Source organism: Wolbachia endosymbiont (group A) of Opomyza germinationis, assembly GCF_964264765.1.
GTDB classification, from domain to species: domain Bacteria; phylum Pseudomonadota; class Alphaproteobacteria; order Rickettsiales; family Anaplasmataceae; genus Wolbachia; species Wolbachia pipientis.
On the sequence record NZ_OZ183482.1, the window covers coordinates 429,732 to 446,743 of the forward strand.

Genomic DNA, 17,012 nt, shown 5'->3' on the forward strand with positions numbered 1-17,012 from the left:
CGAATGAATCGCGGCATGACGGTTCGCGGCGGTATAGCTATAGATAGTATTAGCTATTTAATAAAAAGATCGTAGCTAAACCAAGAAATATAAAAGCTGAGAGAATATCAGTTGTTGCCGATGTTAGGATTGAAGAAGAAACGGCAGGGTCAGACTTTAAGCGATGAAGCATTATAGGAATGAAAGTTCCGATGAACGTTGCAATAATTGACATCATAATCATGGAGACCACAAAAATCATCTCCACTTTGAAGTTGTGAAACCTTATTGCTAACACTACTAATGAAATAGTAGATAAGATCACCCCGTTTATAAGACCTATTAAAAATTCTTTCATCAGTATTCTTTTTGCATTTTGCTCAGTTAGATATTTTGTTGCGATTGCCCGGATGGTTAGCGTTACTGTTTGGGATCCTGCATTTCCGCTCATTGATGCAATTATCGGCATGATTATTGGCAGCACTATAAAACTTTTTATTACATCATCGAAAAAGCCAACTACTATGGAACACATTGTTGCAGCTAAGAGGTTAAACAGTAACCAAGGTAGCCTTTTAATTATAGTTTTATGTATAGGGGCATTTATATCGGCTTTAGAAGATACACCGCTTATTTTGAGTACATCCTCTTCTGTTTCTTGTTGAACAACTTTTATCACATCTTCAATTAAGATCACACCAATAATTTTACCATTCTTATTTACTACCGGAGCCGATAATAGAGAGTAATCTTTAAATATTCTTGCTACTTCCTCTTGGTCTATTCCAGTTTTAATGATTTTTATGTCATGATCCATTATCTCTTTTATTATTGTGTCTCCTGAGTGAGATATTACCTTATTTAAATTAACACTGCCTATAGGCTCTAATTTTGAGTTGATAATGAATATCTGGTGAAATTTTTCTGGTATTTTTTTATAGTTGCACACAAATTCTGTCAGTTGATTTATTGTCCAATAATATGGAGCTATAACCATATCTTTATGTATTAACCTTCCTGCACTTTCTTCTGGATATGATAGCAACTCCTCTACCGATTTCTGAGTTTTGCTGGGCAAATAGTAAAGTATATTTTCTACAGACTTTCTATCTAAATCTTTCACTATGGTTACTATATCTTCTACATCAAGGAGCATTAGTAACTTTGCTGTATTTTCTATTCCCAATGTTTCTATGATCTCTATTTGTAAATCTGGCACTACATGCACTAGGGCATCACTTAACAAATGTTGATCGAGGATATTAACTAATTTCTCCCTGTGATCACTGATCGAAGTAGATAAAAAATAAGCTAACTGAACACTGTCTATCGTTTTTACAATATTACGAACATTCTCTAGCTCCTCGTTATCAAGTGACTCTATTAAGTCATCAATAGCCTTTTTGTCTAAACCATAATGGGAACTTATTTCAATATTCATTACTTTACCTTGTTTTTTAATAAATATACGCGCTTGATTTCCTTAAACATTAAAGTATAATGAAATTATTTAAATTAGCTATCATATGGTTAAATTTCTATTTTGTTTACTGTTATTGTTATTGATAGTAAATATATTAAAATCTAAAGTATAATGAAAACTTATCCAGAAATTCTTGAACACTTTCAAAGCTTAAATAAAAGTATTTCTCTTATCAGGAGGTGTCTTTGACATAGAAAAATTAAAGTTGCGTCTTGAAGAGCTTGACTCCCAAGCGTCGAATGATGACCTATGGCAAGATAACCAAAAAGCACAAGAAGTTTTAAAAGAACGTTCTAAAATTAAGAATGACGTAGAGTCGTTTTTAAAGCTGGAAAGCGATTACAACGATGCCATCAGCTTAATGAAGTCTGCTATTGATGAAAATGATGAAGAATTTTTCTCTGAAGTTGAAAATGAATTAGCTAAGCTAGAGAAATTAATCAAGTATAAAGAAACAGAGTCCTTATTTACTGGTGAAGCAGATAATAATAACTGCTTTTTAGAAATCCACTCAGGAGCTGGCGGAACCGAGAGCAATGATTGGGCTGAAATGCTGATGCGCATGTATATAAGGTGGGCAGAAATTTATCACAACTTTAAAGTTGAAGTTGTAGAAAAATTAGAAGGAGAGTCAGTTGGTATAAAGTCTGCAATGATAAAAATCGTTGGAGAAAAAGCTTATGGGTGGGCAAAAAGTGAAAGTGGAATTCACAGGCTGGTTAGAATATCGCCATTTGATGCAAATGGTAAACGTCATACCAGTTTTGCAAGTGTAGGAGTAACTCCAGTGATAGAAGATTCAATTGATATTGCTGTGGATGAAAAGGATCTAAAGATCGACACCTATCGTGCTTCCGGAGCAGGCGGTCAGCATGTGAACAAGACTGAAAGTGCGGTACGCATTACGCATATTCCAACTGGTGTTGTAGTTCAATGCCAAAATGGTCGTTCTCAACACAGAAATAAAGATGAGGCGTTAAAATTACTTAAAGGACGTTTATACCAAATTGAACTGGAAAAAAAAGAACAGAAAATGGCTGAAGAATATGGTAAAAAATGCGATATAGGCTGGGGCAATCAGATCAGATCGTACGTTATGCATCCATATCAAATGGTGAAGGATTTAAGAACCGGACATGAAGTGGGCAATATAAATTCTGTTTTTGATGGTAATATAGATTGTTTCATAGTTAGTGTGCTTACTAAGCAAAATTAGGTAGGGTTGACTTTCTTGCCATAATATATGATAATTAAAATATTGTTAAAGTAGGAGTAAAGTTATGGCGATTAAATATGATCAGTGGAAAAGTGACCTTACCCAGAAAAAGTGGAGAGAAAGTGTGGAATGTTTTTTACAAAAAGAATGATGCATCAAATTGTTCTGGAATGCAATAGTTAATAGTGACGTTGTTTGTTATAAAAAATTTCTATGTATTCAAATATTGCAGTTCTAGTTTGTTGAGCAGAGTGTTGTGAAGTATCAATAAGTATTTCTCTTTTCAATGAGCTAAAGAAGCTTTCTGCAACAGAATTGTCGTAACAACAGCCTTTATTACTCATCTATATTCTTTACAGCTAAGAGATATTGATACCCTTGCGCAGTATATTGTGAACCTTGGTCACTGTGCAGCAGTAGATTTTTAACAGGTTTACGCCTATTAATGGCCATTAATAAAGAGTTCATAACCAATTGTTTATTTATTGCACTACTCATTAACTACCATACGTGAGAATTATTGCTGCCAAATATAGCCATCCCTCCTTGGTTTTGATGTAAGTAATCCCATACTTTATTTGGTTGATCAACAATAAAGTTTTGATCTAGTATATTGGGAGCTACAGCTCTATTATCTGTTTGTTGTTTTTTAATTTTAAACTTTCTTCTCAGTATAGCCCTGATGTCATTTTTCTGCATAATACTTTGCACCGTTTTCAAATTGCAACTTTTACCCAAAGCCTTCAATTCAGCATGAATTTTAGGAGCTCCATATCTACATTTAGAAACTTGATATATTTTTTGAATAGCTTCGAGTAGCTCTTTATTTGCTGATTCTCTACTGCTTATTTTTCTTGTGGTCCACTTATAGTAGCCACTAGCAGAAAATCCTACATAATTCCTGTACTTTATAGCAGTTACTATATAAAAAAATATTTTACTCTTTTTGACTGGCCAGGGCTTTTTTTTAAATGTCTCTTTCCCTTGTTACTCTTGCTTTGTAAATCAAACCTCTCTTTGTCGTAAGGAGCCATGTTACCTCTACCTGGAAATGCATTTGCCGCTGACTTTTTTTCGTTATATTTCTTCATCCATTTTCCTAATACACTATCCCTTATTCCTAGATCTCTTGCTACTTTTGCAACTGGTTGACCTACCTTTCTTTGTTCATTTGCCAGCTTAACAGCTTCCAATTTGAATTCTGCCGTATATTCTCTTACCATTTCTAATCCTCCAAAATTTTATTTTACCCAAAAAAACTCTTTTCTTTCTCTCCACTTTTTCTGGGTAAGGTCAGAAATTTAATGATCCAGGATATACTCCTTTGTTAAGGGAGATTGAGCATTTTCGAATATTTCTTGAGTGCTTCCAGACTCAACAATTCTGCCATTATGAAAGAAAATTACACTATCAGATAACTTTTTAGCTTGCTTCATTGAATGAGTCACCATAATTATAGTAAATCTTAATTTTAGCTCTTGTATAAGATTTTCGATTGCATTGGTTGCCATTGGATCAAGAGCAGAGCACGGTTCATCCATTAATAAAATAGTTGGCTTCACTGCAATTGCGCGAGCGATGCATAGCCTCTGTTGTTGGCCACCGGATAAATTGAGTGCGCTATCTTGCAATCTGTCCTTCAATTCTTCCCATAAACCAACCTTGGTTAAACTATTTTCCACCATCTCATTCAATTTTTGCTTATCCTTCGCCATACCATGCAATTTTGGCCCACAAGCAACATTATCATATATTGATTTTGGAAAAGGATTTGGCTTTTGAAATACCATACCAACTTTTGCTCTAAGTAGTACAACATCCATATCGCGTGAATATATATCACCCAGCCCATCGATATCTAATTCACCAACAGTTTTGCAACCTGGTACATAGTCATTCATACGATTAAAACAACGCAAAAATGTTGATTTACCGCACCCGGATGGTCCGATAAAAGTAGTAACTTTTCTTTTATAAATATTCAAATTTATATCGAATAAAACTTGCTTAGAGCCGTACCAGAGATTTAAATCTTTAACAGAGGCACGTGTATTGCTCATATCACATCCTGCATTGAATAGAGCCCCGGAATTTCTCTTTTATTTTCGTATAGCCATACTGCTGCTTGAACAGCTCCTCTAGCAAATGTTGTGCGATCAATTGCTTTGTGGTTTAGTTCTATCCGTTCATCAGAATTAACAAACATCACGCTGTGATCTCCTATTACTCCACCTCCACGAGATACTGCAAAACCTATTCCCCCCTTTTTCCTTATGTTTGAACCACTATGTAAATATTGATTGGACTGAAAATCCACTTTTGAAGCGTTAGCAATTGTTTTGCCAAGTTCTATAGCTGTTCCAGATGGTGAATCCTTTTTTAAGTTATGATGCATTTCCCAAATCTCAACGTCATATTCATTACCTAAAAGCTCAGCAGCTTTTTTTACCAATTTCAGCAACACATTAACCCCAACACTCATATTTGCTGACCATAATATTGGAACTTCAGCAGCATATTCTTTCAAATCGACACCTTCTATTCCAGTTGTGCCACTAACCAGCGGTGTTTTAAATTTTACAGCTGCTTTAAGGCAGTCTAACATACATTCTTTAGTTGTAAAATCTATTACAACGTCAGATGACTCAAATATGCCACTAATAGAACTTGTAACTTTAATTCCTAGATTGGCTATAATTGGTCCAATATCTGAATCTATGTACTTACTACCTGAACGGGCAACAGCACCTGCTATTTCCACTTTGGTATTTGTAATTAATTCATTGAGTATTTTTTTGCCCATTCTGCCTAAGCAGCCTATTACTCCAACTCTGATTTTCATAAAGCTTTTTACGTTTATTAAGAATGTTAGGCCTTTTTTTAAGCTCTGTCACTTCTGATCTATATTCTATAGCTGTACGAACACTGCAATTTCAGATCCCAGTGCCTTGACCACAACTATTGCAATATGGTACATAGTGAACGATGTCATTCCAGTCTGGAATCTAGCCTTTCTGCAATCTCATCGAAAACGTTTTTCTATGCTAGTTTGCTTGCTTACAAGCAAACTTTTCTGGATCTCAGTGTCTGGGCACTGGGATGACACCCTGACAACCGTCATCCCGCTACTTGTTAGCGGGATCTATGCTAAAAGATACCGCGAATGAATCGCGGTATGACGTAGGACTACTGTCATTCCAGTGCTCCTTTTTTTGTCATCCCAGTGCGTGACACTGGGATCTAGCCTTTATTATTTGGTTGAAATTAAGTTTTCTGGATCCCAGTGTCAGCTACTTTCATGACATCATTATAAAGTAAAATGAGATCCCAGTGTCTGGGCACTGGGATGACAAGAATAGGGCACTGGGATCTAGTGGGCTCAAACTACAATGTTTGTACAGCTGTGATCTATATTCTATAGCTGAATAATTTAACAATTCAAAATGAATACATATCCTATTGAGCTCTATATTACATACCAGGTTGCTTTGCCTTTTCCATGCTGAGTGATGTGATTACTCTTTACGAGATTAGATACGTGCTTCTTTAAGGTATTGCAGTTTGCTTTAGTAATATTTTCCAAATCCTTAATTGTAAGACGTCCATGTTTGCTGAGTAGTGCTAATACTTTAGCAGAAAGTGGTGGTAAATAGAGATTTAACACTTTTTCATGTGACACCTTTTGTTCAAGATGAAATTTTTGCTTTTGTAGTGACCTTAAAAAGAATATAAGCCATGGATTAAAATCATAGCTGCTCGTCTTCAAGGATTGTTGAGTACGACGCAAAGCTAAGTAGTAACTCTCCTTATTACTTTCAATTATACTTTCAAGGGAACTGTAAGGTACATAGATATACCCTAACTTTAGTAACAAGAAAGTTGTGAGAATGCGTGATAATCTGCCATTTCCATCCTGGAAGGGATGAATAGCTAAAAAAGTAACTATAAAAATGCCAATAATTAATAGAGGGTGTAACGATTTCACCTCTAATTGCTGGCTAGTCCAATAAATAAGTTCTTGCATTTGTGTTGCTGTCTCAAATGGAGAGGCTGTTTCAAAAACTATGCCCAAGCTTTTTCCAGATTCATCAAACGCTTCAACATGATTGGGGAATTTTTTATATTCTCCCATGTGCCTTTGATCTTTATATGAAAATTGTAAAAGCCAGATGTGAAACTGTTTTATAGTGTTTTCTGTAAATGGCATCTTGTTAAAGTTTTGAAATACTTCTTCACACACATACGCATATCCGGCTATTTCTCGTTCATCTAGAGAACGAAATGAGCGTGTATCAAGTTTGGATAGTAATTGCTCAACTTCACGGTCTGATAATCTTGCCCCTTCAATACGAGTAGAAGAACCAATACTTTCAATTGTTGCAATTTTCTTGAGCATTTGTAAACGTTCTGGAGCTAAATTACCAAACAATTGCCATGCTCCTTTAAATTCATCAATTTCAGCAACTAATTTTAACATTTCAGGTGTTATTACAATTTTTGAAATGTCAAACATATCTGTATTTTTATCTAGTTATATTCAATTATATTCGAAAATATCCTATTAGCAAAGAATACTTATGAGACACACACTAAAGAATGAATTTTGGTAGGCATAAAAGCAGCTATTTTATGTTAAAATACAACATTTTGATGAAATTATAAGAAAGGCTGGATCCGAGTAGTCAGCTACCTGTCAGTGCATGTTGAAAAATCATTTTATGATCTAAATCAGTTTTTTTACAGGTAACTTCTAAGCTTATCAATTTTTCCAAGATCTTCTTAAGTTCTGAAAGTTGCAAACTTTTCAAATGAGATTTAAAACTCTGCAATTGTTTAAAAAACAATGGAGGGCTTAGCTGATCAATCGCAGCCTGCTCACTCATTCCACCTTGCACTGACAGCAAAACGTTTTCAAGGCGTAGGAAATAATTTGATATAATGCGAATTAGTGCTATCGGTGAAAAATTTTCTTGCGATATCAATGCATCAGAAATTCTAATGAAACGCGACATATCTTTACTTGCTATGGCAGAGCATAGATCATCAAGTGTAGCATAGTCGTTGCCGGAAGTTGAAAAGCATAATTCTATATCAGTAAGTTTTAGGTCTTTTCTCTCCCCTAAGTATAAAACTAACTTCTCAAGTTCTGAACATATAGGCAGCTTGCTATGATTAAAGTAAGATTGCAAATGGTAGATTATCTCATTTGTGCATTTTATATCATTTTGTTTTAAGTAACTTGATATAATGTCATAAAGATTGCTGTTGCTGTCCTTATAGCAAGCAATCACACCAAAAATTTTTGAACTCTCCATATAACTTTTAGTCGCAGAATTATATGGAAGATCATTTGCTACCATCATTACATAATGACCACTTGCGTTATAATCCAATACATTTTTTAACTCCTTGGATATACCTCCACTCACATTTATCAGCTTAATTAATTTTTTGCTGGTAAACATCGAAACGTTTGCCAATTCAGAAAACAGTAAACTGGGTGACTTATTCACTATTGCAAAATCCATCACCTGAACTGAATACTCACCCAAATTAGCAATTATTTCTTGTACATAAAAATCAACCCTACTGTTATCACTTCCATGAATTAACACACCACGTAAAGCATCAGGTTTCTCTAGGAATTTTTTAACTTTGGATGGTGTGACCCTCATGCTATCTATATGATATCATTCTCATTTGACTGTACATGAGTATCCAAAGACTCTGAGTCTCCTTGTGCAATATTATGCACATCACCTGCTACATCATCTGACTCTTCTGTTTTTCCTGTAATATAATTATAAAATTTTTTCACAGGTTGAGATATATATTTGGAAAAAAATCCTTCTTCGCTCATATTGCTTACTCCATAAAATTAACAACTTATCATTAGCATATAAATAATAGTATAGCAAAAACTATTTTGTGCTAAGATAGTGATGTTTTATAATGAGTATATTACAAAATTATTAACATTCGAGATCAAAATTAAGCCAACCTGCTTAATACTAGCCTTATAAAATAAGCGATAATTAAATATACCGCTGCAACAAGTATAATTGCAGGTCCAGTTAACAAATCAAAACTTGCAGATAACATGAGACCTGATATCCCAGAGATCACAGAAAAAACTGTTGCAACAATAATCATCTGCATTGGAGTTTTCGAAATGAGCCTTGCAGATGCTGCTGGTATTAGCAAAAATGCAGCAATGAGTAATATTCCTATTAGTTGGGCAGCAATTGCTATAAATATAGCAAGAGTGATTAAAAATTCTAGTCTAACAAAGGTAACATTAATTTTTTCAACTACTGCTAAATCTTGATTAATTGAAATCATTAACCAATAACGCCATCTAAATATTAATATCAAAGTAACTACTGCAGAGGTTAAAAAAATCAATACTATATCACTTTGATCGAGCGTTAATATATCACCAAACAGTGAGCTAATAATACTATTATTGCCAGATGGAAGAAAAGACATAAGTATTAAACTCGATGATAAAACTACATTGGTAACAATGTTCAATATCGTATCAGCAGAATATAATCTGTTAAAATTAAGAGAAAGTAGTATAGCAAATGTAATTGCAATGAGCATTATGCTAAGCGATGGGCTAATCTTAAAGATTAAAGCAAGTGCAACACCAAGCAACGAAGAATGGGACAAACTATCACCAAGATAAGATAACCTTTGCCATATCATAAACGATCCTAAAGCGCCTGTTACTAGGCTAATTACAACTACTGCAACTAGACTGTTGATGAAAAAGTCCTGGGTAAGCATGCTATATGGCTATTAGATAACTGACAACAAATCTATCTTCGGATATCAGAATATTATGGGTTCTGCATGCAGAACCTGTTGTCATAAATTCAAAATTTAAACCTTTTTGTTCCATAAGATAGGACTTCACTGAAGAACTTAGTATATTGCGTGTTTTACCAGTACCTATTAACAAAATTTCTATTTCCTCTGTTAAAAAAGATTCAAAATACTCCTTGCTGTTTATATCACTTTCTTTCAATTTTATCACCTTTTCAGAAAAAATTATAATTGAGCCGCAATATTCTTGATTGTTTACCAAAAATTTTCCTTCCCTGTAACCATTTATAAGATTTTTATTCTCGGAAATTAAGGGAGTTATATCCATAAGTCAAACTATTAATTGAGTGTTGCATACCCACCATTCTGGTTGCTTTTTTCCGATATTAACTGCAGCAGCTTTTGCATTTTCCTCACTATCGAATATTCCAAAGCATGATACACCACTGCCTGACATGCGAGAAAGTATAGAGCCTTCTTGTGACTTAAGTGTTGATATCACATCCTTAATTTCAGGTACAAAGCTTATTGCTATTTCTTGAAGATCGTTTCTCGTCTCTTTAAGAAACTTCAACAAATCCTTTTCAGCGTCATCGCTCCATTTAATTGGCTCAGAAAATTTTCCTTCATGTTTGGAAAATACCTCTGGTGTACTCAAAAACCTTTTTTTCGGTTTCACAAGCACCACATTTGTAGGTAAAGAGAATTTTTTAATGTGGCATAATTCTTCGCCAATACCTCTAACAAAAACTGGCTTGCTATCTACGCTTGCGGGAACATCAGCACCAACGTTTAAGGCTATTTCATTTAAAATCGTCCTATCAATCTCCCACAGCTTCCCTAGCGTACGTACCACAGCTCCAGCATCTGAGGATCCGCTACCAAGTCCTGCAGTAATTGGTATGTTTTTTACAACCTTTACAGTGACTTTAGTGCGTACAGGAGCATGCCTAAGCAGCAGATTAACCGCTTTCATTACAGTGTTATATTGGTTATTTATTTTAGACTCGGAGTTTATAAATTCAACTGTAGAGTTATCGTATCTAGAATCCTTCTCACCTACTTTTATTTCCAAAAAATTAGAGAGATTAGCAAAGACAAATAAACCTTCAATCAAGTGATACCCTGTTTCTTTTTTGTCTACAACATGCAAAAAAAGATTGATTTTTGCAGGCGCCTTTACACAAAAACTTTTCATTATATATCTTCACTAACACTATTTTTACATTATATGTATAATGCTATTCTAGTCAACTTTTATAAGGTTCTCGCACTTCTGATGAGATCAAATGCCATAAATCCTAATTTCTCTGTGTGGGTAAATGCGTCCGCTGGTACAGGCAAAACAAAAATCTTAATAGACAGAGTATTGAGACTTTTATTAGAAAACAAAAGAAATATTCTTTGCTTAACATTCACCAATGCTGCAGCAAACGAAATGGAGAATCGCATTCACAGCATACTCAGTAAGTGGGCAATATGTTCAGATAGTGTGTTGGCAGCAGATCTAGAACAACTAGATTTCTTTCCAATGTCATCCCAGTGCGTGACACTGGGATCCAGAAAAAATAAAGATTATTTAACAAGAGCAAGAAGGCTTTTCTCTGAACTGGAAAATCTTGGTCTAACTATACAAACCATACACGCTTTCTGTTACAAATTAATCTCCAGCTTTCCTATAGAAGCTGGCATTGCTCCAAATTGCACGCTGAGCGAATGCAAAGAATTACATTCCATCATATTCAATAAAGTGCTTCATAACGAAACTGTGCAGGATGATATCAACCTTATTGCAACTGAAATTGATGAAAATAAACTACGCGATTTGCTTTATACTTTATGTGTAAAAAGATCAGCGTCAGCAAATGATTCGAAATATATCAAAGATAAATTGAGCGCCCCAGATGAAATTCATGACTTACAGAGTGAAACAATTGAGCACGTGGAAAGACTAGCCGAGATATTAAGTGAAGGCAGTAAAAGAGATCAGAGTTATAGTGAAATACTTTATTCTACTGTCATCCCAGCTGGGATCCAGAAGAAAAGAACCAGCGTCACGCGCTGGAATGACACTAAAGTAGAAAACCTAGCCAAGGTCTTTTTAAAATCAGAATCGCACGAAAAAAAGAGCATATCATCCATTGCAACAAAAAGTATTTTGGAGAAATTCAAAGATGCAGAGCAAATAATAGAGAGCGTTCAGAATGTAGTATTTACCCATATAAGAGACATGAACTCTTATCAAATATTCAAGAGAACCAGTAGCTTACTTGGTGTATTTAAAGTATATGTTGATTTGTATAATAGTGAAAAATCAAAAAATGCACTGCTTGACTACAATGATATAATCAACTTAGCAACAAATCTTCTTAGCAATCCAAACTATAAAGATTGGATATTGTTTAACTTGGATCAAAAAATAGATCACATCCTTGTTGACGAGGCACAAGACAATAGCATCAGCCAGTGGAAAATTATAACAAATCTCTGCGATGAATTTTTTGCCGGTAATGATGAAAAGCGAACCTTATTTGTTGTTGGTGACGTAAAACAATCCATATACAGATTTCAAGGAGCAAATCCCCATCTATTCAACTATATGCAACAATACTTTCATACGAAAACTGGTGGTAGAGATTGGATATCATGCCAACTTGAAAAGTCATTTCGCTCAACTCCAGAAGTTTTGATGCTTGTAGATAGAATATTTAATAACTTCCGCGCAGAAATATCTTTTAATGATAATGAAATAAAACATGTTCCACATAGAGAAAATGACCAAGGATATATTGAAATTTGGCCAGCGTTACCAAGGCGCAAAGAGAAAGAACAGCAAGCTTTACAAATTCCTCTGACATGCAGGGAAAATTATATAATAGCAGACCGATTACTTGCTCAAACAATAGCCAACAGAATTCACAATTGGTTAAATGAAGGGCGAATTTTAGTCGCTAAAGATCGCCATATAGAGCCAAGAGACATTATGATTTTGGTACGGCAACGAAACGTATTAGTTGATTACATAATAAGCGAACTTAAAAAAGCAAACGTGCCAGTTGTAGGCCGGGATTATTTTAGAATTATGGACTATATAGCCGTGCAGGACTTAATAGCTTTGGCCGAATTTTTACTCCTCCAGGCAAATGATTTAGCTCTTGCAAATGCTTTAAAATCACCGCTATTTAATTTCACCGAGGATGATTTATTTAACATTGCATACGACCGTAAAGAGCATTCACTATGGGAAAGAATTCAGGATTATTCTGTGGTTATCTATAGTGAATTAAACTATCTCATTAACTTATCTCGCATAGAGTCTCCTCTTGCACTATTTACACATATATTGCGTACAGGTAAGAAGAAATTTGCTGCAAGGCTAGGTCTTGAGTGCTTTGAGGTTCTAGACGAATTTATGAACCTCGTGTTGCAATTTGAAAACCCATCTCTTCAAGCGTTTGTTCAATGGATCAAGGAGAATAATCCGGAGATTAAGAATGATATGCAATCAGAACGCAATGCTGTGCGAATAATGACAATTCACAAATCAAAAGGTCTGCAAGCTCCCATAGTATTTTTGGTTGATACAAACACAGTGCCAAGAAACAGTGAAAGCATTATCTTTGATGGAACAGAAGTGCCATTTTGGTGTGGAAAAAACAACAACGCTTATTGCGATCAAGTAAAAAGAGAGAAAAAACTAGAGGATTATAATGAATATTTGCGTTTATTATACGTAGCACTCACGCGTGCTGAAGATGAGTTATACATCTTAAGTAAAGAGCCAGTGCAAAAGGGCTCTTGGTATGATCTAATCACTAAGTACGGAGAGCCATATGAAAAGAAACAAAGGGATTTACAGCCAATATTTAAAGAAAAAGTTGAAGTATTATGCGTGAATGCAAACTACCCTTACATTTATAAAAAACGTGATTATTTTGACGTTCCGGTCATTTCCCTTCCACCAGCTTTAGCCCACTCTTCGGTGTCATCCCAGCGCGTGACGCTGGAATCCAGTGAAAAAGAAGGAGCAGAATGGATCCCAGTGTCAGCTACTTGGATGACAGATGGTTATGCAAGAGGCCTGATTATTCACAGCATATTGCAGTATATGCCCAAGATAGAAAAAGAAAGGAGAAAAAATTGGGTCAGAAAATACCTTGATAACATCAGCGAAGATAAGGATGAAATTTACAGTAAAATATTAGCCTTTAATGAAAAATATGGCTATTTGTTTGACTTGGAAGGCAAATCAGAGATTACACTGAGTGGAACAATTGATGGCAAGTCAGTATTAGTACGACTAGATAGGCTATGCATAACGCAAGATAAAGCAATCATAATTGACTACAAATCACACCGTAACGTTTCTGTTTCCTTATTAAATGAAATAAAAAAACAGATGTTAATCTATAAAACCTTAGTACAAGAAATATATCCAAACAAGCAAGTAGAGTGCGTGGTTATTTGGGTGGAAGATTTAACCATTCAATCTGACTTTTAACGAAACTTGATTGCAAGAAATAGCTACTACGTCATACCACCGCGAACCGTCATACCGCCGCAGACCGTCATACCGCGATTCATTCGCGGTATCTCAGCCGCTAACACGTAGCGGAATGACAGCAGTCCTACGTCATACCGCTGCGGATAGATCCCGCTAACAAGTAGCGGGATGACGAATTACTTAACTGTCATACCACCGCAAACCGTCATACCGCCGCGGTATCTCAGCCACTAACAAGTAGCGGGATGACGAATTACTCAACCGTTATCCTGCTGCTCCTTTCTCGTCATCCCGCTACGTGTTAGCGGGATCTCAGCATAGCTATCTTAAAGCTAAGTAATATAAGTCAATCCAGCTAGGATTCTTTTGATTGATCAAATTAATTTTCCACTGCCTTGGCCATTCTTTCAGGCGCCTTTCTCTTGCAATAGCTAAACTTATATCTTCAAACTCTTCAAAATATACAAGTTTATTTACATTATATCTTGATGTAAAACCTGAAACAATTTTGTTTTTGTGTTCCCAAATCCTCTTGATCAAATTTGCAGTTACACCAATATATAATGTGCTATTAGCTTTATTTGTAAGTATATAGATATATGATAACTTCATCTTAATCGTTTATAGCTAAAGTAACTGAGGTTTACCAACATTATACTACACCATCATACCACAATAAAACTTACCGTCATGCCGCCGCAGATAGATCCCGCTAACACGTAGCGGGATGACGAGTTACTATACCGCGGCGGTATCTCAGCCGCTAACAAGCAGCGGGATGACAGCAATCTACGTCATACCGCGATTCATTCGCGGTATCTCTTAGCCGTTAACACGTAGCGGAATGACGATTGTCGGTAAATCTAAGTTACTGTAGCTATAAAGGCTTTCACAACAACCTATTTTCCTTGAAACTAAAATAGCTACTGAATGTAATAATAATGTGATCTATTAATTCTATTCCTATACTTTGGCAAGCTTCTGCTAGTTGTCTAGTGAGAGATATATCGCTATTTGAAGGTTGTGTATCTCCGCTTGGATGATTGTGAGATATTACAATGGATGTTGAACCAATCAAAAGTGCGCGCTTGATGATCTCTCTGACATAAAGAGGAGTTTGATCTACTGTACCAATATTTTGCAAGTCTTCCGCTATTAGACGATACTTTTTATTCATATAGATGACACGAAAATTTTCCTTATTGAGGCTTCCTATACTTATTCTTAAATAATCAAGCAATTTTTCCCAGTTATCGATTACAGGCAGGTTTTTTATTTCTTCTCTTGCAGAACGAACAAAGGCTTGTTTTACACAAAAGATGGCAGATATCGCTGCATTGCTGACATCATCAACGTTTTGCAGCGCTTCCAGGTCAGCATTAAAAACTTTATTTAAGCTGCCAAAACTTTCTATCAAACTCTTTGCCACCGGTTTTACATCAATTCTACTATATGCTGAATATAAAATGTGCTCTAAAACTTCATAATCAAGTAATGATTGTCCATTATCTAAAATAATTTTCTCTCTTAGGCGCTTTCTATGCCCCTTTTTGTAATTTTTCATCATCAATGAATTGCTTATCTCTTGTATAATAAGAAATTAGATTTTTAAGTAAAATATTTAATAAAGCGCATGACGCACAATTGTAAGAACATTCATTTTTAAAGACAGCAAATGGTGTCATGAAAGTAGCTGACGCGAGCTCTACGTCATACCGCCGCAGACCATCATACCGCCGCAGACCATCATACCGCCGCAGACCGTCATACCGCGATTCATTCGCGGTATCTCATCCGCTAACAAGAGATCCCGCTAACAAGTAGCGGGATGACGAATTACTTAACCGTCATGCCACCGTGAACCGTCATACCGCGATTCATTCGCGGTATCTCTAGGTCCCGCTAACAAGTAGCGGGATACTTGATCTTTACAGGGATGACGGTTGTCGTTTAGCTACAAACATTAAGAAATTTACCAAATGAAAAAAAAGGCAAAAGAAGCCCTAGTCATTGTCTATTTTCAGTATTTGGCGTTTTTTAAATCTTAAACACTGCAATTTAGCTGCTTTTAAACGCAACTCACCTTAGTTTAAATGTTTAAGAAATTTACTAAGCAGAAAAAAAGGCAAAAGAAACCCCGCGTTAGCTAGTTGTCACTCTCTAATCCTGCAAATTGGCGTACTATACTGTCTTAAACGACTTATAAGCGCGTTTCAGCTTATATAGGTAAAAACCCAGAAATGTTGTGAAGACATAAGGTGCACATAGTGCAAAAAATTAAAAATAAGACGCCAACTACGTTGTTTTCTTGCTGTTTAATCTGCACAGATGAAGATAACTGAATACCTTCACTATCATGATAAAGGGGCTGGCGAAGGGTGTCAAGTAGTTTTTAGCTCTGCCTTCTAAGGCTTTTACTCGTGACAACCACTGTGCCTGCGATCTTATCGTGCCAAGTTTGACAGCGTTTGTTGAAATTTGACCATAAAAAGCCCAAGAACAATGGTGCAACTGACAATATAAAGGAAAAAAATCTCTTTGTTGCTTGTTTTAGGGTCATCTTTTCGAAAGTTTGTGCATCCACAACTCTAAGCCCAAATAATAGTTTTCCAGGTGTAGTAGCAAACTTTACCCACATATATATTACATAGCAAAAGAGCATAATAAACTGGACTATTTGATTTAGAATCATTAATTTTACAAGTCTACTCTGCATTGCCTTTTCTTCTATAGAAAGTGGCACTTGCATTGGGGATTTTGCAGCAACTTGGCTGAATATTTTGCTATCCTCTGAGTTTGTAAAGAGCTGATTAAAGGCTTGGCTGCAAAACTGCAAGAACAAAACGATAATAATTAAATCAAGCAATACTGATATATAGCGCCTGAGGCCCGTTACATAACATATCCCATTTTCATCTTTCTTTACCTTTTGAATAACATTTATAGAAGAAAAAATAGAAAATAAACGATTAAAAAATTTATGTAACATATATATACTT

General features: G+C 35.4%; 18 protein-coding genes. 2 read left to right on the top strand and 16 right to left on the bottom strand.

The genetic code is table 11. From position 1 onward, the window contains the following. Nucleotides 1–49 precede the first annotated feature (49 nt). Complete coding sequence (gene mgtE, locus ACFEL3_RS02065) at nt 50–1,420, bottom strand: magnesium transporter (RefSeq protein ID WP_006280192.1); 1,371 nt, start codon at nt 1,418–1,420, stop codon at nt 50–52. Nucleotides 1,421–1,573: 153 nt separating this feature from the next. On the opposite strand from mgtE, the gene prfB reads away from it, so the two are divergent. Then, nucleotides 1,574–2,678, top strand: a protein-coding gene (gene prfB / locus ACFEL3_RS02070) for a peptide chain release factor 2 (protein WP_141456981.1) whose coding sequence is annotated in 2 segments (ribosomal slippage) — nt 1,574–1,648 and nt 1,650–2,678 — 1,104 coding nt in all. Because the reading frame shifts where the segments join, the coding sequence is not laid out codon by codon here. 179 nt (nt 2,679–2,857) lie between these two features. On the opposite strand, the gene ACFEL3_RS02075 is transcribed toward prfB, so the two are convergent. The 12 genes from ACFEL3_RS02075 to ACFEL3_RS02130 all read right to left on the bottom strand — a co-directional run bounded on the left by ACFEL3_RS02075 (nt 2,858) and on the right by ACFEL3_RS02130 (nt 10,707). Further along, nucleotides 2,858–3,022: an IS3 family transposase gene (locus tag ACFEL3_RS02075; protein WP_010082072.1), complete on the bottom strand. Its 165-nt coding sequence runs from the start codon at nt 3,020–3,022 to the stop codon at nt 2,858–2,860. Continuing rightward, the gene (locus ACFEL3_RS02080; RefSeq protein WP_167347065.1) at nt 3,015–3,146 is read right to left on the bottom strand and encodes a transposase family protein; all 132 of its coding nucleotides are present in this window, start codon (nt 3,144–3,146) and stop codon (nt 3,015–3,017) included. The genes ACFEL3_RS02075 and ACFEL3_RS02080 overlap by 8 nt, the downstream gene beginning before the upstream one ends. A 33-nt stretch (nt 3,147–3,179) precedes the next feature. Further along, nucleotides 3,180–3,614: an IS3 family transposase gene (locus tag ACFEL3_RS02085; RefSeq protein WP_144078574.1), complete on the bottom strand. Its 435-nt coding sequence runs from the start codon at nt 3,612–3,614 to the stop codon at nt 3,180–3,182. Further along, nucleotides 3,599–3,901 carry a transposase gene (locus ACFEL3_RS02090; RefSeq protein ID WP_151807816.1) on the bottom strand — a complete coding sequence of 101 codons (303 nt, stop codon included), beginning with the start codon at nt 3,899–3,901 and terminating at the stop codon, nt 3,599–3,601. The genes ACFEL3_RS02085 and ACFEL3_RS02090 overlap by 16 nt, the downstream gene beginning before the upstream one ends. A gap of 78 nt (nt 3,902–3,979) precedes the next feature. Then, nucleotides 3,980–4,738 carry a phosphate ABC transporter ATP-binding protein PstB gene (gene pstB, locus ACFEL3_RS02095; protein ID WP_006280935.1) on the bottom strand — a complete coding sequence of 253 codons (759 nt, stop codon included), beginning with the start codon at nt 4,736–4,738 and terminating at the stop codon, nt 3,980–3,982. Next, the gene (gene dapB, locus ACFEL3_RS02100; protein ID WP_010962542.1) at nt 4,735–5,520 is read right to left on the bottom strand and encodes a 4-hydroxy-tetrahydrodipicolinate reductase; all 786 of its coding nucleotides are present in this window, start codon (nt 5,518–5,520) and stop codon (nt 4,735–4,737) included. The genes pstB and dapB overlap by 4 nt, the downstream gene beginning before the upstream one ends. Nucleotides 5,521–6,144: 624 nt before the next feature. Then, nucleotides 6,145–7,191: a Fic family protein gene (locus ACFEL3_RS02105; protein WP_010082541.1), complete on the bottom strand. Its 1,047-nt coding sequence runs from the start codon at nt 7,189–7,191 to the stop codon at nt 6,145–6,147. Between the two features lie 169 nt (nt 7,192–7,360). Beyond that, nucleotides 7,361–8,353 (bottom strand): DNA polymerase III subunit delta, encoded by a 993-nt coding sequence (gene holA / locus ACFEL3_RS02110; RefSeq protein ID WP_010962537.1) that lies wholly within the window; start codon nt 8,351–8,353, stop codon nt 7,361–7,363. Nucleotides 8,354–8,358: 5 nt separating this feature from the next. After that, nucleotides 8,359–8,538: a hypothetical protein gene (locus tag ACFEL3_RS02115; protein WP_010082539.1), complete on the bottom strand. Its 180-nt coding sequence runs from the start codon at nt 8,536–8,538 to the stop codon at nt 8,359–8,361. 131 nt (nt 8,539–8,669) lie between these two features. Continuing rightward, complete coding sequence (locus ACFEL3_RS02120) at nt 8,670–9,470, bottom strand: metal ABC transporter permease (protein ID WP_010962536.1); 801 nt, start codon at nt 9,468–9,470, stop codon at nt 8,670–8,672. 1 nt (nt 9,471) lies between these two features. Next, a complete protein-coding gene (locus ACFEL3_RS02125; RefSeq protein WP_265017926.1) occupies nt 9,472–9,837 on the bottom strand; it encodes an Mth938-like domain-containing protein in 366 nt (121 codons plus the stop codon). A 3-nt stretch (nt 9,838–9,840) separates the two neighbouring features. Beyond that, nucleotides 9,841–10,707, bottom strand: coding sequence for a 4-(cytidine 5'-diphospho)-2-C-methyl-D-erythritol kinase (locus ACFEL3_RS02130; protein ID WP_265017927.1), 867 nt, complete (start codon nt 10,705–10,707; stop codon nt 9,841–9,843). Nucleotides 10,708–10,788: 81 nt separating this feature from the next. On the opposite strand from ACFEL3_RS02130, the gene ACFEL3_RS02135 reads away from it, so the two are divergent. After that, on the top strand, nt 10,789–14,010 hold the full coding sequence (locus ACFEL3_RS02135) for a UvrD-helicase domain-containing protein (protein WP_022626255.1): 3,222 nt from the start codon (nt 10,789–10,791) through the stop codon (nt 14,008–14,010). A 324-nt stretch (nt 14,011–14,334) separates the two neighbouring features. On the opposite strand, the gene ACFEL3_RS02140 is transcribed toward ACFEL3_RS02135, so the two are convergent. The 3 genes from ACFEL3_RS02140 to ACFEL3_RS02150 form a co-directional block, all read right to left on the bottom strand. Then, on the bottom strand, nt 14,335–14,625 hold the full coding sequence (locus ACFEL3_RS02140) for a GIY-YIG nuclease family protein (RefSeq protein WP_010082530.1): 291 nt from the start codon (nt 14,623–14,625) through the stop codon (nt 14,335–14,337). Nucleotides 14,626–14,902: 277 nt separating this feature from the next. Continuing rightward, nucleotides 14,903–15,577: a RadC family protein gene (gene radC, locus ACFEL3_RS02145; RefSeq protein ID WP_010962534.1), complete on the bottom strand. Its 675-nt coding sequence runs from the start codon at nt 15,575–15,577 to the stop codon at nt 14,903–14,905. A gap of 828 nt (nt 15,578–16,405) precedes the next feature. Next, nucleotides 16,406–17,002, bottom strand: a complete 597-nt coding sequence (locus ACFEL3_RS02150) for an RDD family protein (protein WP_190321214.1) — start codon at nt 17,000–17,002, stop codon at nt 16,406–16,408. Between the last annotated feature and the right edge of the window lie 10 nt (nt 17,003–17,012).